Source organism: Flavobacterium sp. GQ95 (genome assembly GCF_059758655.1).
In genome coordinates this window covers 20,992-42,859 of record NZ_JCAXEB010000022.1, presented here as the reverse complement: position 1 = coordinate 42,859, position 21,868 = coordinate 20,992, and the positions used below count along the sequence as shown (strand labels likewise).

Genomic DNA, 21,868 nt, shown 5'->3' with positions numbered 1-21,868 from the left:
ATTATCTGTTAATTTATTTTTATAGTATTAGTTGGTAAGTGTATATGTAATAGGGCTAAATAATGAAGAAATGTTCGATTCGTCAGAAAAAAGACTTGTTTTCTAAACCAATTTCACAAATTTATTTCAGTAGAAATCTTTATAAAAGATTATAAATAAAACCGACTAATTGAAAACCTTAAAGTATTAACCAAATCGAAAAATGAGAAACAAAAGTACCCTACCTCTCGCATTTATTTTTTTAACCTTCTTTAGTTATTCCCAGCAAAATGTAAACTTTCCAAAAGTAGTTCCTCCCTCACCTAATGCAGCCGCACTAGCCCAATATGCAGATGTTCCTGTCAGTAATTATACAGGAGTTCCCAATATATCAATCCCGTTATTTAATGTCAAATCTGGAAAAGTTGAATTGCCAATTAATTTAAGTTATCATGCCAGTGGAATAAAAGTAGCCCAAGAAGCTAGTTGGGTGGGCCTTGGATGGGCCTTAAATGCAGGAGGAACAATTACCAGACAAATAAGGGGAAAAGATGACTTAAAGAATATTAATGGTTATGGCTATCTTAATGCGCCTCTTCCAAGTTCTACTGTAAATAATTTACCGGCATGGTCAGATCCTGGTGATTTGAGTGACTATACAGCTATTAGAGGAGGGACTTTTGATGGCGAACCCGATATTTTTTATTACAATTTTTTTGGGTTTTCAGGCAAACTTGTTTTCGAAAAACAATCAGGAAGTGAAATCAAGGCAATTTCTATTGATCAGAATAATTTAATTTTTTCATATAATAGAGATTCCGAAGAATGGACTGTTACTGATGGTAATGGGTGGAAATATTATTTAGGAAATTCTTTAAATAACAATGTAGAAATAACTACTAATTATTCAATATCAAGAGATTATCAATTTGCAGGAGAACAAGATGTTGATAATGATATAGCCAATAATACACCTGGTCCTCCAGACGATCCAAAGCCTACTGTTTCTGCATGGTATATATCTAAAGCTATTACACCAGAAGGTGACAAAATTGAATTTATCTATAGTAAAAGAGGAAGAATAATAAGTCAGGTTAATTATGGCGAAGAAATACATCAAATGATGCAAACCAAATTAGTGTCACAAACTGGACCAAATTATGTTACTCCAATTCAAACCACAAATTCTTATTCTGCAAGCCGACAGGTTACCGAAGAGTGTTATCTGAGTAAAATTAAATTTAATAATGGCTCTGTTGATTTTACTCTTGAGGACAGGGATGATTTAATCCCCTATCCGGCAAATTCTATTAAACCAGCCAGGCTTCAAAGTGCATCACTTAAGGATTTAAGTGGGAAAATTATACAACAGTTTGATTTTAAATATAGTTACTTCAGCGAGAGACTTCGTTTAGATTCAGTTCAGCAAGTAAACGGTCTTAAAAAAATACCACCCTATGTCTTTTCATACAATGAAACCCCTTTACCGGGCAAAAGCTCTTATGCTGTTGATTATTGGGGATATTATAATGGGAAAAACAATGAAAATATCCGTACTAAAGTTATCCGTGGAGAAGAGTTCAATAGACAAAATCCTCTGGTAATTAATGAAGATAGCAGAACGGTGGGGTCAACCACTAAAATGCTTTCTCCTGCTTATGAAGATATTCTTGTAGATAAAGTTTATATAAATGGAGCAGATCGTGAAGTTAATGAATTGACTATAGAAGCAGGTACTTTACAAAGTATTCAATATCCTACAGGGGCTGTAGTGAATTTTGTTTACGAGCCAAATGATTATTCTGATCCTAATAATGTACTTTATGATCATCAACAAGCTTTTTCTTATCATGCTCAGGATAGTACATTTGATCCTTCTCCCGCAGGTGAAGAAACCACCTTTACACTGGATAAATATACCGTGGTTGATCTTTCCTTTTATATTTATGGGAGAGACTATGGAGCTTTCGACTTTTCTACCTTAGAATTGCAAGATGCCAATGGCTGGCCAATTATCTCTGTATTTAATGATGTAGTTTTAAATGGAGATGGAAGTTTTATAAATAATTCAAATTTTATTTTGCCCCCGGGAACGTATATACTCAAAGCCTACGTGCCTTTTAGTCCAACCATGGAGGCTGTTGTAGAGGTAAAATATAAAGATTTAGTAGCTGTTCCTAAAAAGCTGGGAGCGGGACTTAGAATAAAGTCTATAATTACGAAGGAAGGTACACAGGTTATAAAACATAAAAAATATTCATATGAAGATGCTGGAATTTCAACTGGCAGAATGATAAGTCCTAGTCAATTCTTTTATCCTGCATCCTGGTATTCAGTTTACTTTGTTATCCTTCCTGGTAGTGTAAGTAGACGTATATACGAAAATAATAAAATTGTTCGTTCTGCAAATAGTGTTGTTCCTCTAGGAAATTCTGCGCAAGGGTCTGTTATTGGTTATAATGAAGTAAGTATTTCTGATGTTGATACTTTTAATAATAATATAGGAGTTTCAAAATTCTATTATAAAAATATTGAGGAAATACCAATACAGTATTTTATACCAGGAGTGCCAAACGCAATAAACGAGAGTAACGGCCAGTTACTAAAAGAAATAGACTTTAATGCAGCAGGAAATAAAGTAAGAGAGAAGGAGATAACCTATAAGATTGAGGATACTAAAATAAATGTAAAAGGAGTTAAAATCTATAATGCACCTGAAGATATAAATTTGGATCAAAGCGAAGTTAGATTTTATGATACTGTTTCAGCATGGTGGCATCCCGAAAATACGATAGAAACTGTTTATGATTTAAATGGTCAAAACCCTATAACAACCACACTAAGTTTTAAATATGCAAACCCTTTACATAAAAACTTAACTGAAACAAAAACGAACAATAGTAAAGGGGAACAAATCATTACAACTAACCAGTATCCGTCAGATCATCCTGCAGGAACTGGTATGACAAATACAGATTTTGATTCTATGATTAATAAAAATATTATCAATCCTGTTATAAAACAACAAACAAAATTAAACAGCACCTTACTTTCAACTCAAGCCAGTACCTATAAAAATTGGAACCTCGACGTTAACAATGATGCGGTTCCTGACGTAGTTTTTCTACCTGAATTTGTTAAAACAGCAAAAGGGAATAATACACTCGAAGAACGTCTTCAATATCTTAGTTACTACCCAAATGGTAATGTAAAAGAAGTTTCTTTAAAAGATGGTTCGCATACAGTTTATATATGGGGATATAAAAATGAATATCCCATTGCCATGATCGAAAATGCAATATACAATGAAGTTGCATCTTATGTGTCAGATTTACAGGGAAAAGCTGATTTGGATACGGATCACTGTTTAGATACACAATCATGTAATGAAAAGAATTTAAGAACTGCATTAAATAATCTGCGTAATGATGCCACCTATAAAAACAAATGGCAGATAACAACATACACTTATGACCCTTTTATAGGTGTAACAAGTATTACAGACCCTAAAGGCACTATTATTTATTATGAATATGATGAGTTTAACAGATTGAAACAAGTGAAGGATAAAGATGGCAATATTGTGTCTGCTAATAATTATCATTATAAAAATCAATAAACAAAACCAACTATTACTTAAATAATAACCTACATAATCAATGAAAAATATATTTAGAAATGCAGCAGTACTACTTCTAATCTGTAATTGTTTCATCTTAACGGCGCAAACCAAAAAAGAAATGCTTATAGGAAGCTGGGTTTTTGATTTTGAAAAAGCTACTGAAAATATGGATATAAAAGCCAAAGAAGTATTAGTAAAAATTCCTTCTGCCCAAAACGATCTTAAAAAAAGTTATTTAAACAGGAGAATTGTTTTTAGCAATGATGGAAATTATGTACTTCTTCTGGCCGATGGCAATCAAACCACGGGAAAATGGATGTTTAATAACGCATCAGAAGATAGTTTAACGTTAACAATTTCTGAGAAGGCTGGAAATTTTGATCTTATATTGCTTAGCTCTAGTTCATTAATTCTAAAGCTTAGGAACCAGGGTAGTGGTAAGCCAATGTTTTCACAATGGTATTTTACAAAAATCTAAATCTGAAAAATAATGAATAGAGAAAAAAAATATTTTAGTTTTAGTTTTTTTGTTATGTTAATTGCTTTACTTACTATTACCAAACTTCAGGCGCAATTAACATTAACAGGCCCTACTACCGCCCATTATGGTGATATTGTAAACTATACCTTAAGTGAGGATTCAGAGTTTTGGGATTATTCCTGGGGTGCTGATGGTACAGTTCTTACTGATCAGGATGGCTATCAAACAGCAGTAGAAGTATATTGGGATGGAAATTCTGGCAGCAACCGTTTAGTTTATGCTTTTTATAAAAGTAGAACTTATTGGAATGAAACTTATTACGAAGAACTATCAGTAAATGTACTCTCTGATCCCTCAACTCCCGAAGTGCCTTCTATTTTTTCTATAGATTGTAATGAAGTAGTTTTACAAAGGACTAATCCACCGGGAAATAGCAGGGTCAATAACGAAGATATCACTTGGTATTGGCAAAGTACTCCAACAGGAACTAGTACAGCAAATTCAAATCCTACAATAACTTTGAATTCAGGTGTTGAATATTTTTTAAGAGCTAAGAGCAATAATGGTAGTAACAGCTGGAGTAGCTCTTCTAGTAGTATTCATTATCAACTTAAACCTAGTGCTCCAACTATAGGGAGCATCACGCAGCCTACAGGAGGCAGCTCCACAGGAAGTGTTGTACTGACAGGACTCCCAAATGATAATTGGGTAATTAATCCAGGTAACATTGTTGGTTTTGGAACAACTAAAACAATTACAGGATTAAGCGCTTCGACAACCTATAATTTTACCGTCACCAATTCATCTGGTTGTAGTTCTAATGCTTCAGCTAATGTTGTGATAAATACCCAATCAGTCGTAATTGCCTCTCCCGTAATTGGAGCAATTACTCACCCTAGCTGTGCTAAAACAACAGGTAGTTTTACAATTACCAACTACAATGCTTCTTATATTTATACAGCAAATCCTTCTACTGGAGTAAGTTTTTCAGGTGCAAATGTTGTTGCGCCATCGGGAAATTACACCATTTTGGCTAGTCAGGGAGCAACTACTTCAACTCCTTCTTCACCTATAACCATTAATGCAGTACCAAATAATTGTGCTATTAGTAATGAGAATTATATTCACACTATTAATCCTACTGATGGAGTAACCGATATTGGTACGCTTAGTGATTCTCAAAAGCAAGAATCAATCACCTATTTTGATGGAATAGGAAGACCTATGCAATCCATAGGAATTCATGCCGGAGGTAATAATGAGGATATTATTACCCATATAGGCTATGATGATTTTGGCAGACAGGAAAAAGAATATTTGCCTTACGCAGAGAACACTAATCATGGATTGTTTAGAACAGGAAATATTGATTTAGCTACAAAAAACTTCTATAACACAACGAAATACGAAAATACTACTAATCCTTATTCACAAAAAGATTTAGAAACTTCCCCACTGAGCAGAATTGTAAAACAGGCAGCTCCTGGAGAAGATTGGAAGATTAGTTCAGGTCATGAAATAAAATTTGATTATCAGACCAATACAAATCAAGACCAGGTTCGACTTTTTGGAGTCTCTTTTATTGATGGAAATACGGAGAATCCTTCTTTAGAAGATAGAGGAATTTATGCCGTTCCCCAATTATATAAAACAACTATAAAAGATGAGAATTGGATGGCTACTCAAACAGATCTTAATGAGCATACTACAAATGAATTTAAAGACAAAGAGGGACGTGTAGTTTTAAAAAGAACTTACGCAACAGTTGAAGCCGGAACTACAATCGAAAAATATGATACTTATTATGTCTATGATGATTTTGGCAATTTAACTTATGTAATTCCTCCTAAAGCATCGGATTTAATTGGTGGTAATACTCCAAATATACGAGCTGATTCAACATCAACCGCCGTGGTTAATTCAGGAAGTTCATTACACATAACAGCAACTAATTCTATTAAATTAGCTGTTGGATTTAATGCGAAAGCAGGCAGTACTTTTAGCGCGGTTATTGTCAATGGAAGTCAAAATATTTTAAATGATTTATGCTATCAATACAGATATGATTCTCGCAATAGGCTTATAGAGAAAAAATTACCTGGAAAGGAATGGGAATATATCATTTATGACAGATTAGACAGACCAATTTTAACCCAGGATGCCAATTTGAGAACAGATAAAAAATGGCTATTTACTAAATATGATGCCTTAAGCAGACCAGTATATACTGGGGAGTATGTAAACAATAATGAAACAAACCGTCTTGCTGTACAGGGATTAACCAATAGCGCTCTTTTGTTTGAAAGTAAACAAGCTGTTGCGCAAACGATTTTGGGAACCATTATCAATTATACAAATGTTGCTTTTCCTACAACAGGAATTAATCTATTCGCTATTAACTACTATGATGATTATCTAAATGTAGAATTATATGATGGTACTGCTGCAAATGCCGTGTCTTATGGTGTGACTCCTATTACCAATCCAAAGGGATTAAATACCTGTTCTAAAATACGTATTTTAGAAACTGACAGTTGGATTACCAATGTAGTTTATTACGATGCTAAAGGGATGCCTATTTATCATTACAATAAAAATATACTGCTTAATATAGCAAGCACGGTAAAGAGCCAATTAGATTTTACAGGAAAAGTTCTCGAAACAACAAGCACCCATCAAAAAGGATTAAATGGAATAATAACAACTATTGATACTTTTACTTATGATAATGAAGGAAGACTGCTTACTCAAAAACAAAAAATAAATTCGCAGACTCCCGAATTTATTGTCTCGAATATCTATGACGGTTTGGGTCAGTTAATCAGTAAAGGAGTTGGAGGAAAAACAGATACCCCCAACCGATTACAAACCGTTAATTTTGCTTATAATATTCGTGGATGGTTAAAAGGTATAAACGATTCTGATGCAAATAATGGAACCATTACGATGGATGCTGGTGCTTTATTTGGATTCCAGATCAGTTACAATAAACCATCATCAGGTAAAGCTTTATTTAATGGAAATATTAGCCAGACCTTTTGGAAAACCGCTAACAGTGACACAAGTCTAAAAAATTACAATTATACTTATGATGGAGTAAATAGATTATCCGAGGCTAACGATAATTTAACTAAGTTCAATGAAACAATTAAATATGATAAAAATGGAAATATAACTTATCTTAAACGACTCGGAGAAGTGGTTACAGGCAGTCCAGTTCCATTGATTACAAATCCTGGAGATTTTGGCGTGATGGATGAGTTGACCTATACGTATGATTCAGGAAACCGATTGATGAAAGTAGCAGATGCTGCGCCTGTTGATGGTTTTGGTTTTAAGGATGATGCGGTAAATACTGCTGTGGATTCTCAGGATGATTATAGTTATGATGCTAATGGAAATATGAAAACGGATGCTAACAAAGGCATAATCGATATAAAATACAACCATTTAAATTTACCAACAAAAGTGACATTGAGTACAGGTGTTATAGAGTACCTGTATGATGCCAGTGGGGTAAAACAGCAAAAAAAGGCAAATACTATTACAACAGATTATGCGGCAGGGTTTATTTACGAGAATGGGATTCTAAAATTCCTTTCTCATCCTGAAGGCTATGTTAGCAATAATACAGGAACTTATGATTATATTTACCAATACAAAGATCATCTGGGGAACATACGTTTGAGTTATGGTGATGCAAATAACAATGGTAGTGTTGCAAGTGATGAAATTATTGAAGAAAATAATTATTACCCATTTGGTTTAAAACAAAAAGGATATAATTATGCAACCAATTTAAGTAAAGGAAATGCTACCGCTCAAAAGTACAAGTACAATGGTAAGGAGCTCCAAGACGATAATATTGGAGGGGCTCAGCTAAACTTCTACGACTATGGAGCAAGAAATTATGACCCTGCGCTTGGTAGGTGGATGAATATTGACCCGTTAGCAGAATTTGATTACAGTGTAACTTCATACAATTACACTTTAAATAATCCAATTCTTTTAAATGATCCTACAGGATTATCTACTCATGTGAAATTAAATAAAAATGGTGAATGGGAAGTTGTTGAAGGAGGAGACCCTAATGATAAAGATGATAATATTTATATTATAGCATATGATAAAAATGGAAAAAATGCTACTAAGACAGGTTTAAGGATTGGAAAATCATTAACAAGTCATTCATTTTTTGATGATGATAATAAAGCAGTTGCAGGCGCAATTATTGATTTAAAGTCAACAGAAGGACAAGATTTTATTGATAATGAAATAATTGAAGACCATCCTTTTATTCTAAATTATATGTCAAATGCTTCAGGTGGTGAAGATTATGACTTTAAAGAAAGAGGGATGGAAAAAGCAATAAAAAATGGAAAAAGCCCACTACAGAATAGATACAGAGGAAGCGTGGCAAGTAATGGTAAAATAGGTTCAGCAAGAGATTTTGGAAATGAAGCTGCAGGTATCGTAGCAGGAAGGTTTGGTCTTTCTTGGAAAGCTGCTCGATTAGGTTTTGATGCTCTAGAAACTAAGCAACACACTTCAAATATATTTGTAGGTATACCTGGAGGAGGAACAATAATTATTCCTAATATAAATTTCACATCAGAAAAAGTACCTACACAAAAAGCTCAAAAACTTGGATGGGAGATTGGAATTAAACTTAATAAAGAAGATGATAAAATCGATTTTTTCAAAAAATAAAATATTTAAGATGAATAGAATATTATTAGTTATCATATTGTTTGTAATTTTTAGCTGCGGTTCAGAAAGAAGAAGCAATGTCATTTATTTATATTCAAAAGATAAGTCGCAGGTAGTTTCAATAATAAGTAACTACAGTAAAAACGAAAGAATAATAGCCGTAGGAAAACATTTCTCAAAACCTAAAAATAATTATATAGAATTAGATATCTCTAAAATTACAGAATTAAATGACCAATTTGGAATATGCTGGAATTCTAATGGTTATAAATGGGAGATGGTAAATGACAAAGCTAAAATTGTTACAGTGAGTTTGGATACTACAAAATATATTTTTAGAGAGAGCTGGTTTAAAGAAGAAGGAACACCGAACATAAAATATTATATTGAAGTTAATTGTTTTACTGTAGGTGCTTTAAATTATACTAAACATTATCCAGAAGAAAATGGTTCAGTAGAAAGATTGAATTAGAAGGTAGTGTTTCAGATTAAGTGTTTTTACAAAATGTCAATGTAACTATCTTGAAAAGAATATAAATTTATAAATTTAGAATAGTAGAGAGATGATCAACACGTCGTCTCTTCTTTTTTTTTGACTTTTAAAAGCCTTAAAATACATTTGTAGGATATTATGCATCAAATTAAAAGCTTGCAAATATCTCTGACTTTTAAACTAAATTATAATAGTAACATATTTTAATTGATTAACAATTTCAATTTTCATTAATAATATTTAACAAAGCAAAAATACATAATCAGAAAAAAGGAAAAAGCTGAAGGCAAAAATTCAATGTTGGTTTTAAATAATATTAGATGCAAACTTATAAGCAGAGTTTTCGCTGTTATTAATAGAGAAACTCCCTATATAAATACTTATAAATTTGCATCTTAAATTATTGAAAATTATTTGTTTTTTATCATAGAATGCGCAGCTTTTCATAGGGAAGACTTCGGAGAGCGGGAGATTTAACAAAGTATAATAAAAGAGAAGTTTCTTGAATCTTTCTGATTTATTCCTACCTATTTTAGTTCATTCTTATTGAAGTTTCTAAACTTGGGTTTTGAATAACGGACTCTGCTATAACTACTGTTTGCTATTTTTTTTGTTTTATTCATAATTGCAGAATTAATATTTAAGTATTTGACAATGAACTATCTTATATGATCATACCAAGCTTACACCACATCAGGAGATAGATCAATACAATAAAATACAAAAAGATTTATAGAAGAATTATTATGTAAAAAGTCCTATTATTGTTAACCAATAGCAAGACTAAAATATGACTGTAAATCTATTATAGGATTAAGTATAAATATGTAAACTTTTTTCAGGACGAGACAAATTACTTCCTTCTGTAATTTCAAGAGCCTTAGGATTAGTTTTCTATTCTTTATCGATTCTTACAATCGTATTCGATTTGCTTAAATAAGCTTCCTTTTTCAGAATATAAAGATCCAATTACAGGATAGTAATTCAATTTTACTGGACCACTTGCTGGTCTCGGATAATTATCATCTATCGTAATATATTCTAATTTTTCATTATCAAAAAAAACCGAATAAGGTGTCTTTGATAATGAAGAAAATCGAATTATTTTATTTTCATCATTTAAACCATAACATTCATAGCTCCAATAATCCACGCCAATTCCGGTTGCTCCACGTGATTGCCCTATCAAAATCAAATATTGCACATTATGTTGTTCTAAAATATATGATTCTGAAAAAAAAGTATCTTGATAAAATTTCTCAATACTTTTAAAATAATCTTTTTCTTTTAATACTGAATTCTGCAACAACTCCTCTTTAGAAATTATAAAATAATAAGAATGAGTTTTGTTTTTATCTAATAAATGAGTTTTTAACCGATTCCGAACAATTTTAAAACAATATTTATCACGTTTATTATCTGCAACATTCGTTAATTCTTTTTTCTTAGAGCGATCAAAGGTAAAAACTTCAGATTCTTTTTTGCACGCTGATATACAGAAAATAGTTATCAATATTATAATATATATATTTATTTTATAATTGACCATTTTTTTGCTTGATTTTCATATTTACTAAATGTTGTTTTATCGATTGCCCTAGTTGTTATAAGTTGTTTAGAGCCAGATGTCTCTTTTAAATCCCAAAGATTATGCCCTGGATTTGAAAATTTAAGTCCCCAAATTAAGTAGTGACTGTTTGTTGGAAGATCTCCACCATCCCAAAAATATGCACCTTTGGTAACATCAAGAGCAGTCATTAAACCAGTCGCAATGGCTCTATGTATATTTAATTTTTTACTTTCTACACCAAAACCATTTTCATTTTGATATGCATACTTATATTTACTGTCTTTTCCTCCACTTGTTTTCCATACACCATAAACTCCATATGGAATATCTGCCGAAAGCTGATCCATAAAGCCAGTCTTTTCATTACTGGCTCTATTTTCAAGTACATTGACAATACCTAAAGTTTCTCCAAAACTACCTGAACTTTCTGCATATAAGGTTTCTGCTAAAAACATAAATTGTGACATAGTAAGATTTAAATTTGAACTAGAATTCTCTTTCCTAGCAAGATCTTTATTATATTGCTTCTTATTATTTGCAAAATTTTCTTTCGCTTTTTTGATCTGAGAAGTTGTTGCAGCAATAACCTGATCTTTTCCATCATCGATATGCGTTAATTCTCCACTAGAAACATCTAAATAATCAGTCTCTAGCATACCAGTGGGATCTATAAACCTCATTGGGTCATTATAACCGTAACGGTAATTAGATAATTCCGGAGCATTCTCTGACAAGGGGTCAATATTCATCCAACGACCAAGTATAGGATCATAATTACGAGCTCCATAATCGTATGTATTAAGTCCTAGTTCATCTTGTAGTTCTTTTCCGTTGTACTTATACTTCTGCCCCACACTATTCCCTTTACCATAGTTGGTTACAAAGTTATATCCTTTTTGTTTTTGACCAAATGGATAATAGTTATTTTCTTCTATAATTTCAGTAACTGTTGGGTCTAAACTTGTTGTTATAATTCCATCATTATTTTTATCCCCATAACTTAAACGAATATTTCCTAAATGATCTTTGTATTGATATATATAATCAAAAGTACTATTATTAGCTACGTAACCTTCGGGTTGAGAAAAATATTTAAGGTTATTATCTTCATAAATATAATTGCCTGCATATTGGGTCGTTGTATTCATAGTTGTCACAAATTTGCCATCTATGTATTCCGTTTTTGTTACGGCTTTAGAAAGTTTTTGCCCGATAGCATCATAAGTATAAGCTATGTTGGCACTCCATGTTCTTCCACTCATAGCTGCGGCTCCATTAAAGGATATTTTGGTTGGTAAATCCAAATGATTGTAAACAATATCTGTTGTAATTATCTTTCCGCTATCTCTAAGCATATTGCCATTATTGTCATAAGTATAATTACTGGAATTTTTGAATCCTTGATTATGACCTGAATTATCGATAACATTTGTAAGCTTGTTGCCAGAATCATAAGTATAGGTCAAATCATCCATAACTCCAAAATCATTTGGATTTGTGATTAAAGGAAGTCCGTCTACTATTTCCCCAAGTCTTTTAAGTTTCATGATATTGCCATTTTTATCATAGCTTAAAGTTTCATTAAACTTGTTTAGATTATCCATACCGCTTGTTAACCTATTTAAAGCATCGTAAGTATAATTATAATTCTTTACACTTGAATCCGAGTTGGCTGTTTTCCATAATGTTTGACTTATGTTTCCGTTAAATATTGCAGTACCTGTAGCACTTGGTTTATTATAATTAATTTGAAATGCAAATAAATTGCTACCAATAGCATTCACATTATTAATTGCTGTTAACCAACCACGAACATTATAGGTATAATTGATGTTTTGTAATCGTTGTGATGTTGTTTTACCTCCAATGCCTTTTGTAATTAATTGACCTAAATCATTATAGGTGTTACTTACTATCGTTTCTTGTGCCTGACTATTAATGGTTTGTTTTCGTGTTAATAATCGCCCGGCATGATCATAAGCATATGTATCAACCAATGTAATTAAAGGATCAATTCCTTTTTTATGCGTGCTTGTTGTTTCTAAAGTTTTACCTCCAAAATCAAGTTTTGTTTTTACTGTCGCTGTTGTTGCTAAATAATTATTTTTGCTATACGAATAAATAGACCTCCCTTTAGAATCATAATAATTAACATTTGTCGTCCAGCTTGTTGTACCAAGAGCACGTATTTTTAAGCAAGTTGTTAATCCTTTAGCATTTGTTATAGGTGTTATTTCATAAGATACAGAGCTTATTCCACCATCCAGATCAATATTGTTATAGTCATCGTAATAGTTAATTGTGTACAAATCAATACTTGTATTTTGTAAAGTACCCGTTGGGAAAATAGAATTGGTATAATTAGTAGTAGTTGAACCAATAGGAGTAGAGTTTGTAGTTTTTGTTTCAAATAAAGCAGTATTATCATTGACTGCTTTTTGAATTAATATCCTGGTCAAATTATTAGAATCAATATATTCGCCTGTGTAAATTACTCTGTTAAACGCATCATATTTTGTAAATAGCCATTTTTTTAATGTTCTTAAATTTGCATCTTGCGTAAGAACTGGCCTATCTAATTTGTCATAGACAATATATTCCCAATCTTTACCGGGGATTTTTTTCTCTACTAATCTATTTTTTGTGTCATATTTGTATTGATAACATAATGCACTTAAAGTTGGTTCGGTTATTACTCCATCTGTTTTTGGAGGTAAAACATAAGTTAAGTTTCCATAATCATCATATACATAATAGGTTTCATGAGGAGTGCTAATTTCTACATTACCAACTACAGATGTTCCATATGTCTTTTTTAATATTGTACGACCTTCCTTATCTTTGAATTCTTCTGTTGTATTGTTGTTTCCACTTGTCCAATTTTCATTTTTAATTATATTTTTATACAACTGACCAGAAGTATAATACCCTCCATTAGTAGTGCTTAATGACAATGTAGGATCGAAAGTGTTGTTTGCTAAACTTAAGGTTACAGTGTATAGCCTTACTTCATTATCAGTATTATATTGATATTCTAATTTTTGATCATGCCCTTTATTTAAAGCCCAATCTGCTCCGGGTGACGCCTGAAGCAAAACGCGATTTAAAGGTGAGTTTTCAATCTTCTTTTGAAAAAAAGGATTTGGTTCTATATTATCTATATCTACTGGGAAGTTTAATTTATAATAACTTACATCTCTGGCAATTGCATCACTTGTTTTTCGATAAGAGGCTGTTGTGCCATCAATATCCATATAAGGCAAATATTCTTTCTCTTCCCTCCCATAAATATCGTAATCAATAGGAGTAACGATATCTTTGTAAAAAGGGGAAGCTTTTATAGCTATATTTTGAATAGGATTTCCTAGCCCATCATAATAATCAATACTTTCTTTAACATCTTTATTCGATGTAATTTCGGTACTATTTTTTAACGGCTTCTGATAGTCTCGAGTAAAAACATAATTTTCATTAGTGAAGGTAAGTCCAGTGTAAGCATCGGAACTTATTTTTGCCACAAAAGTGCTTCCTGCCTGTATAACTGTATTGGGGCCAAGAGTTATGGTCTCGCTTGCAATTAATGTAACAGGACCTGTGGCGGCTGTTACGTTATAACTGGTGGCAGGTATTTCGGGCTTTGCTATTTTTATTGGTGTCTGTGCACTAAGTTTAATACTAAGAAGAAATAATAGTACTGCTACATGTTTTAAAATATTTTTCATTTACTATTGTTCTTTATAGTGATATTTATTTTCAGAGATAATATTTCCTAATGCATCTTTTACAAATTCTAATCTTCCAGCATTGTCATATAAATAATTTATCATGTCACCTTTTGGATCTGTAATTGTGCTGACACCTATTAACGGTTTATGTGTATAGGTAGTAATCATTGATTTTGATAAGTTAATTCTTAATTTATTTAACTCAGTAATTAATAATTGTTCGTCGGTTCCGTTAGAATAATTTTGAATATTAGCTATATATTGATCTACCTCACTTGAGGTGGCGTTTTCTATTTTAGCAATAATTTTGGTTTGATTGTAACCCCAGATATAAACAGTATGGGTACCATCTTTTTTACTTACCTCTTTGATGTTCCCATTTGGATAGTAATTTTGGAATGTTATATTTTCAACATAATCAGGGGAATTAAAAAAGTCTAAAAAGGGCTTATTGTCTTTTAAATAAGAATCTTGAAAAGCATTGTTTGACTTATCTAAAATTGATATTTTTGATTTTACAATATTTGTATTATCAAATCGATATTCTGTTAATGCTGAAGAAACAATTTTTTCAACTCCATTATTATTAATAGTCTGTTTTGTCTCTATTGGCAACAGCATATTTCGATCAACCATTGATTTTAAGACTTGAGCAAAACCGGTTACATTGTAGCTGTTTTCTGTTTGACAAGAACACCAGATATTAAAACAAGATTGATCCGTTCCGCATTTATATTTATTGTCAAGTTCGCATTGTTTTCTGTAAGCGACACAATCAATGATATATTTTTTGTTAAAATCATAATCAGATGGATATTTATAATAAGTTGTAATTTTTTGATTTTTACTATTAATCAACGATTCACTTGTAAGTTGTCTGAAATTATTATAAGTAAAACTTTTTTTAGAAATCAAAGAAATACCTCCGGAATTTTGCTTGTTTTCATCTCCTGTAAGCTGATAACTTGAACTAAGGTAGCTTATAATTGAACTGCCTTCTCCCGGGTACGTAAAGTATGCCTTAACTAAATTATTGGCTGATCCATCGCTGTAAGTAAAAGTTCTTTCTTCCAAAATATTTCCACTAGTGTCATATGTTTTCGTTTGTAATGGCTTACCAAAGTAAACTCCTAAATTACTTTCATTTGGGTATGGAAAATAGTCATGAAAATTTAAAGTTTCGCCAGGATTGGGATAGTATGAAGTAACATAAGTCGCTCTACTGAAAGTATTATTAATTGCTGTGGTAAATATATTTTTCCCAGAAGAATCATTTAAACTAGTATTGCCTAAAGATATTGGTGATGAAAACGTTTTTATTTCTTTTCCTAAAGCATTATTGAAATATTTTTTCTCCACTTTAGTATAACCAAAGTCACTGTTATACGCAACATTGAATTGATTTAAAGGATAAGAGGAAATATAGTATATAGGATTTAAGGTAGCCTCTTTATCGTATCTACCTAGACCAGTAAAAACAGGAAGTTCTCTAATTCTACCAGTTGTTAATCCATTTTCTTCGTAAATATAATTAGTAATTAATGGATTTAAATCATTTGAATCTTTTTTTAGAGTTGTTGTTGTAACTCTTAAGCCAGGCCCATCAACATTAACGCCTCTATATAAAAATTTATTCTGCTCGTATTCTAAAATTAGTTGTCCTCCAGTTGGATAAGTAATTTTTTCTAATATGCCATTTTTTGTGTAAAGTGAGTTTGGTCTTCTATCTGCAGCATTCGCATTATAGCTGGCAGGAAAAGCTTGGGTTGCAATATAGTCAGATAATCTTTTTTGTTCCCCTACATAAGTTGGTCGTGGATATAGAGAAAAGGCTCCTTTGTCAATAAAATCTCTTTGTGCAGATGGATACCACCAAAGATTTGGCCATAAAGTATTTGCATCATTATTGTTGTAATATCCCCAATAATCCTGTTCAAATGAAAATTTATTAGGCAATGGATTTTCATTATAATTGAAGGAATACTTCCCGATATTCAGTTTTGACTGATCATTTATTTCTATACTGTTTAGATATAGTCTTTTGTATAAAGATTGAACAGATGTTTCTAAGGAAACATTATAACCTTCAGCAAGTTTATAACTATAATTAAAAACAAATTGCTTTATTAATTTATCATTAGAATCATAAATTTCTATTTTATCAAGTGTTTTTAAACTAGCTTGTATTCCCACGTTGGGTTTATTATAAACATCTTCTCTTATACTTCCCGGGACAAACACTATTTTTCCTTCATCCCAAATAATTGATTCAAGTCGAGGCTGAACTCCTTGTTGTATATCATTACCTGATGAAATAGAAAGAGTAGAAGGATAAAGATCTCTTTTGATAAAAGTATTTGAAAGGCTATAATAATTCTCATCTACATAATTGTATTTAATTTCTTTTCCACCGACACTTTTTATAGTAGATATTTGCCACGCTTTAGGCCATAATCTATTTACAATTTCTTGCGTTTCAGGATTACTGTACGATGAACACATACTTTGAGACATTGTTGACCAAAATGAAAATATCTGAGAAGAGTTAAATTGAGCATCATGATAAGTTGAGTATGTGTATGCTTGATGAGCAAATTCATTATGTGTATTTGTGTTTGTAATATCTCTGCGATATCCTAAGTACTCCGCATTTTTAAAATCATAACTTACTCCATTTGAATCTTTAATTAGAAAACGATTAATCCCTTTATTTACATCATCTATGTAATAGTTTATATTAGTTGAATTTTTGTCAAAAAAATTAATTTTGTTTGCCGTTTCAAAAAAAAACTTTTCTGAAACTCCATTTGGTAAAAAAACATTAAAAATATCTGGAGCATTGTCTTTTGCGCCGGCATTTATGCCTTGGAATTGAGCCTTAGCAGCATCTGAGTAACTAGTTCCACCCAAGCTCATTGAATTTACAATGTCCTGTACATTTTGACTAGAATAAAACCAACCACAATCTTGATACATTTGTGCTGTTACGCAAGTACTATTAAAATATTGGGGAGCACCAGGAACGTAACCATAGGCTGGATTTAGTGTATAGAGAAGAGTAAATACCATTCCGATATTTGTTTTTATATCATCAGGAACACCTATTTGATTTCTTGAAACCATTGCCCCTGTTATTAGGCTCCATGATTGACCTACCCAACTTGCTTCCTCTTCAACCTTTATTCCACTACTATCGTAAATTAGATAAATTGGGACATCTACTCCATCGGATTTTATGTTAAATATGGGGATTTTTACATCTGCAACTCCTTTAAATTCATTGACTTGAGGAGATAGAATTTTTTCTATTTTTGATGTAGAAGGGGTGTTAGGTATTAATTTGTTGATATCTGCATCTTGTGCATATATTACAGAGCAAATAAATATTAAACAGACTTGTAAAATTTTTTTCATTTATTTTTTTAAGATTATTTTTTGTTTTCAAAACTACTGAATAATTCTGTTACAATAAAAATTAAAATTTACTTTAACAGATAAATTGCTGTTAATTAAAAATTTATTATGGGAAAATTACTCTATTATTTTTCAACTAATTGACTTTGAGTATTTAGCCCATAAGTTTGTAATCGGTTTTTAAAAATATTTTTACGAAATCGCACTACTCAATTGAAACATAGGTAAATACATAGCCACCAATAAAACAGCCACCAAAACTCCCACAAAAAGAATAATAAAAGGTTCTAAAACCGTAGTCATAATTTTAGATTGCTGTACGACTTCCTGATTGTATTGTTCGCTTAGTTGTTTGAAAACATATTCTGTTTGGTTGGTTTCTTCGGCTACTTTTACTAGTGATATAATTCGGTTATCAAAGAGAGGAGTGTTTTTTAAGCTCGAACTAAGGCTGTTTCCTTTTAAAATACTTTGTTCCACTTGTTCAAGTGCTTCTTGAAGTGGCACAAAATGAATCATTTTTTTAACCATTTGTATACTATTCAATAAGGGAACTTTGGCAGTTGTTAGCAAAGTTACAGCCTGGGTAAATTGTGCCAAATAAACCTTTGTCATAAAAGTGCCTAGAACCGGAATTTTAATCAAAAAGTAATGCAAGGTTCGTTTGTATTTAGCATTGTCTTTAAAGAATTGTGTGGAGAAAACAAAAGCAACAATAGCCAATAAAAAGTAAATTCCATAGGTTTTGGTTGCCACAGATAATTTGACGATTACCTGAGTCAAAAAAGGTAATTCCATATTGTTTTGTTTGAAGATATCCTGAAACATAGGCACCACATAACTCAACATAAAAACAACAACCAAAACCGCTGTACTTAAAACAATAGATGGGTAGGTGAGCGCTGCCACGATAATTCTTTTTTGCTCATTTTTACGCTCAAAAAAATGTCCTAGTTCATTACAAACTTGTGCAGTCGTTCCGGTTTCTTCACCAATTTGAATCGAGTAATATTCGTATTCGGTAAATGATTTTGAAGCTGCTAAAGCGTCAGAAAATGGCCTTCCATTCACCACTTGATTTAGTATTGACTGAATTAATTCCTTATCAGCATTTTTCTTTAGTGATTCTACAATTAGCGATAATCCTTCTTTAAAACTTACTCCAGCTTTTAACAGGACAGCAAGTTCCTGATAAAAAGCCTGTTTCTTTTTATTATTAAAACTTTCTCCAAAAAAAGTAATTTCTTTTTTCAGCAAGGCTTCAATGCTATTCGCATTTGTAGGCTGAATCGTTTTTTTATTTGGGGTATTCTCTATTTTAAAGGCCATTTTCCTGATTCATAAAAAGGGTTACATCATTTTTTTTAGAAACAAAAATTTGATAGTCGGGGAGTTCTGTTTCAGCAAATAAGGTTATGGCATCAACAGTTCCGGCTTTTATTTCTTTTCCTTTAAAAAAAACTTTATTGGGGTTAATTTTCAACTTAATAGTATCCAGATTTCGCATAGTAAATTTTTCCTGAAAAGAATAGGTCACAGTATCTATTTCTGAGATCATTATTAAAATTTGCTTTTGATCGTCGTATATTATTTTGTGTGGCTCATTAAAATCCTGCCATAGTTTTTGTTCAAAAAGAACCAATGTGCTCGTTTTTTCAAAATTAGTCTGAATAGTGTGAATTTGTTTTTGTACTAAGCGCAAAACGCTAAATGCCATGCCTACTACAATAGCCGTAATGATCATAACAACTAATAATTCGGCCAGTGTAAATGATTTTAATTTTCCTGTTGCCATAGTACTTGTTGTTTTAGGATTTCTTTTTTTGAAGCATTGTTTGTTGCTTCAATTGAAATCATCTTTTTCGCTGCGACAGCTTCGAGATTGATATTTATACTCCAACCTTTATACTCTTCCTGATAAGGTAGTTTTACAACACTATTCTGAATTTGATATTCAAGTTCATTCATTCTGGTTTCAATGGCATGCGTGTTTTTAGAAAAAGTATTTAAAACCAAATTATTCAATACCAAACTTGCAATTACAAATATGATTACAATGAGCACCGTAGCCACTAGAGCTTCGATCAAAGTTGCCGATTTTACTTTTTTTAGTATAACCATTTCAAAACTGTTTTAGGTTCCTGTTCCAGAATTATGCCACCATAAATTTTTGGCACAGTTTCGTTTTCGATGGTGGCATTGTAAACATGATTCATGAAAATAGACCCTGATTGATTGGCTACAAATTGTTTGGTGTAAACGGATCCCGAAACAGTTCCTTTTATTTCAAAATTGCCATTACAATATACCTGTCCTTTTATTTTGGCCTCTTTTTCTAAAACAATCTGAGTTTGAAAATCTGCAATTTCTTTGGTTTGAAGATAACATACAGTTCCTCTTACAATACTTCCGGAATCTATAAAAATTTGATTGTCAAATGGAATTGTCGAAATTTCATTAGCACTATTTTTGTTGTCTTGAGAAAGTACCAAAGCCGATGGGTAACTTAAATTGCATTTTTTGCCCATTGTAATTTTTTTCGAAGCCAGCGCCTGAAAACTTCCAGTTGTTTCATCTTCAATTTCTATAATTGGCGCAATTAGAATTATATCTGTAAGCGATGCCGTTTTTCTAATTTTAATCGAAGTTTCTGATTTAATAATAATATTGCCGGAAATGATTTTATTCTCTAATACAATTGGATTTTGAGAATAATAGCCTTTAGTTCTGGATTTAAATGAATTGATAATTCCTGAACTGGCATTTAAATCTATATAATCTTGTTGGGTTTCAATTTTGTATGTTTTAATATAATTGTCAAGGGTTTCTAGAACTGCTTTTTCTGGTTTTGGTAATTCAGCGGTACTTTTTTTAATTGATCCGTAAATAAGCTGAGAACCATAATAACTATTTCCGGCTATATAACCTGAATTTACGCCTTGAGTTGGTAAGTATGCAATTCCTCTTATACTTGTAGTTCCAACGACAGTCAGCGCATTATGTGTTTCTTTTAAAAATAGAGTAGGAGAAAGGTCAGCATTTATAAGAGACCCGATTATGGCCGTTTTGGTGAATTTCTTTTTACGGAATTGTGTTACGACAATACCTTTTTGAAAAATTCCCCATTGTGATAAATTAGTTTTTATAGATTGATTTTCCTTTTTGATAAAATCAATTTGAGCTGTATCTAAATTAAGTTCTTTTTGTTCTAAGAGTGATTTAATACCAACGTCAGCCAATTGAATATTTTCGATAGCCCCTTTTGACTGCTCTTTCATGTAAATAAAAGTATAGGCATACAGTATTAATCCCGCCAAAAGCAGCGCAATTAATACCGCTATAAAAACAGTAAATTGTAAGGCACCTGATTTAATTTTTAGCTTTAATTTCAATCTTGAAGCATTATGAGGTTTAAGTTGCCTTTGTATTTTACGTAAATCGATTCCTTATCCCCACTTTTTAAGAAAATTTCATTTTCAGTATCGCCAATTTTCATGTAATAATTTTTATTATCGATGATAATCATGAAAATTTTATTTTTTTCTTTCGAATCTGATATCATGCCTTTGTACAGAATCGCCGGCCACACTAAAGTCTCTTTTGGTTTTGGTTCTTTTACTGTCTTAGAAGATTTTGCTTTAGTATTAGATGCAGTCTGCGGAGCATACATTTTCCCTAAAAAAGGATCTCTATAATTGACATTAATGGCAAAAGATTCTCTTTTATTAATTTTTAGCGGTTTGATAGTGAATTCTGAATTGTTTACAGCAGGTTCTTCATCTGATTTTGTAAAAGAAAAAACCTGATATAAAACCGCGCCCCAAACAAATAATACGAGAGGTAAAAGGATGTATATGTTTTTTTTATTTTTCAT

The 21,868-nt window shown here is 31.7% G+C and carries 12 protein-coding genes; 4 read left to right on the top strand and 8 right to left on the bottom strand.

All coding sequences use genetic code 11. The features are described 5' to 3' along the window. Positions 1 to 202: 202 nt before the first annotated feature. From AC6CH4_RS24790 to AC6CH4_RS24775, 4 genes are read left to right on the top strand one after another with little or no spacing between them, the layout of a single operon-like run. Positions 203 to 3,598, top strand: coding sequence for an RHS repeat domain-containing protein (locus AC6CH4_RS24790; protein WP_498107811.1), 3,396 nt, complete (start codon positions 203 to 205; stop codon positions 3,596 to 3,598). A gap of 40 nt (positions 3,599 to 3,638) precedes the next feature. Then, positions 3,639 to 4,079, top strand: a complete 441-nt coding sequence (locus AC6CH4_RS24785) for a hypothetical protein (protein ID WP_498107809.1) — start codon at positions 3,639 to 3,641, stop codon at positions 4,077 to 4,079. A gap of 12 nt (positions 4,080 to 4,091) precedes the next feature. Then, on the top strand, positions 4,092 to 8,792 hold the full coding sequence (locus AC6CH4_RS24780; protein ID WP_498107807.1) for a DUF6443 domain-containing protein: 4,701 nt from the start codon (positions 4,092 to 4,094) through the stop codon (positions 8,790 to 8,792). Between the two features lie 10 nt (positions 8,793 to 8,802). After that, on the top strand, positions 8,803 to 9,264 hold the full coding sequence (locus tag AC6CH4_RS24775) for a hypothetical protein (protein ID WP_498107805.1): 462 nt from the start codon (positions 8,803 to 8,805) through the stop codon (positions 9,262 to 9,264). 922 nt (positions 9,265 to 10,186) lie between these two features. Here the strand turns inward: AC6CH4_RS24775 and AC6CH4_RS24770 are convergent. The 8 genes from AC6CH4_RS24770 to AC6CH4_RS24735 all read right to left on the bottom strand — a co-directional run bounded on the left by AC6CH4_RS24770 (position 10,187) and on the right by AC6CH4_RS24735 (position 21,868). Continuing rightward, positions 10,187 to 10,834 carry a hypothetical protein gene (locus tag AC6CH4_RS24770; RefSeq protein WP_498107803.1) on the bottom strand — a complete coding sequence of 216 codons (648 nt, stop codon included), beginning with the start codon at positions 10,832 to 10,834 and terminating at the stop codon, positions 10,187 to 10,189. Further along, positions 10,816 to 14,577: a DUF6443 domain-containing protein gene (locus AC6CH4_RS24765; RefSeq protein ID WP_498107801.1), complete on the bottom strand. Its 3,762-nt coding sequence runs from the start codon at positions 14,575 to 14,577 to the stop codon at positions 10,816 to 10,818. Before AC6CH4_RS24765 ends, AC6CH4_RS24770 begins: the two co-directional genes overlap by 19 nt. Before the next feature lie 3 nt (positions 14,578 to 14,580). Then, the gene (locus AC6CH4_RS24760; protein WP_498107799.1) at positions 14,581 to 17,994 is read right to left on the bottom strand and encodes a hypothetical protein; all 3,414 of its coding nucleotides are present in this window, start codon (positions 17,992 to 17,994) and stop codon (positions 14,581 to 14,583) included. A gap of 192 nt (positions 17,995 to 18,186) precedes the next feature. Beyond that, positions 18,187 to 19,323 (bottom strand): type II secretion system F family protein, encoded by a 1,137-nt coding sequence (locus AC6CH4_RS24755; protein ID WP_498107797.1) that lies wholly within the window; start codon positions 19,321 to 19,323, stop codon positions 18,187 to 18,189. Next, on the bottom strand, positions 19,313 to 19,789 hold the full coding sequence (locus AC6CH4_RS24750; RefSeq protein ID WP_498107795.1) for a PulJ/GspJ family protein: 477 nt from the start codon (positions 19,787 to 19,789) through the stop codon (positions 19,313 to 19,315). The genes AC6CH4_RS24755 and AC6CH4_RS24750 overlap by 11 nt, the downstream gene beginning before the upstream one ends. Beyond that, entirely contained in the window at positions 19,771 to 20,115 is a 345-nt protein-coding gene (locus tag AC6CH4_RS24745; protein ID WP_498107793.1) for a hypothetical protein, read from the bottom strand. Before AC6CH4_RS24745 ends, AC6CH4_RS24750 begins: the two co-directional genes overlap by 19 nt. Further along, positions 20,103 to 21,386 (bottom strand): hypothetical protein, encoded by a 1,284-nt coding sequence (locus AC6CH4_RS24740; RefSeq protein WP_498107791.1) that lies wholly within the window; start codon positions 21,384 to 21,386, stop codon positions 20,103 to 20,105. Before AC6CH4_RS24740 ends, AC6CH4_RS24745 begins: the two co-directional genes overlap by 13 nt. Then, complete coding sequence (locus AC6CH4_RS24735) at positions 21,383 to 21,868, bottom strand: hypothetical protein (protein ID WP_498107789.1); 486 nt, start codon at positions 21,866 to 21,868, stop codon at positions 21,383 to 21,385. The genes AC6CH4_RS24740 and AC6CH4_RS24735 overlap by 4 nt, the downstream gene beginning before the upstream one ends.

Coding starts and splice junctions, on each gene's coding strand:
- AC6CH4_RS24790 (WP_498107811.1), top strand. CDS start 203: ATGAGAAACAAAAGTACCCTACCTCTCGCATTTATTTTTTTAACCTTC.
- AC6CH4_RS24785 (WP_498107809.1), top strand. CDS start 3,639: ATGAAAAATATATTTAGAAATGCAGCAGTACTACTTCTAATCTGTAAT.
- AC6CH4_RS24780 (WP_498107807.1), top strand. CDS start 4,092: ATGAATAGAGAAAAAAAATATTTTAGTTTTAGTTTTTTTGTTATGTTA.
- AC6CH4_RS24775 (WP_498107805.1), top strand. CDS start 8,803: ATGAATAGAATATTATTAGTTATCATATTGTTTGTAATTTTTAGCTGC.
- AC6CH4_RS24770 (WP_498107803.1), bottom strand. CDS start 10,834: ATGGTCAATTATAAAATAAATATATATATTATAATATTGATAACTATT.
- AC6CH4_RS24765 (WP_498107801.1), bottom strand. CDS start 14,577: ATGAAAAATATTTTAAAACATGTAGCAGTACTATTATTTCTTCTTAGT.
- AC6CH4_RS24760 (WP_498107799.1), bottom strand. CDS start 17,994: ATGAAAAAAATTTTACAAGTCTGTTTAATATTTATTTGCTCTGTAATA.
- AC6CH4_RS24755 (WP_498107797.1), bottom strand. CDS start 19,323: ATGGCCTTTAAAATAGAGAATACCCCAAATAAAAAAACGATTCAGCCT.
- AC6CH4_RS24750 (WP_498107795.1), bottom strand. CDS start 19,789: ATGGCAACAGGAAAATTAAAATCATTTACACTGGCCGAATTATTAGTT.
- AC6CH4_RS24745 (WP_498107793.1), bottom strand. CDS start 20,115: ATGGTTATACTAAAAAAAGTAAAATCGGCAACTTTGATCGAAGCTCTA.
- AC6CH4_RS24735 (WP_498107789.1), bottom strand. CDS start 21,868: ATGAAAAATAAAAAAAACATATACATCCTTTTACCTCTCGTATTATTT.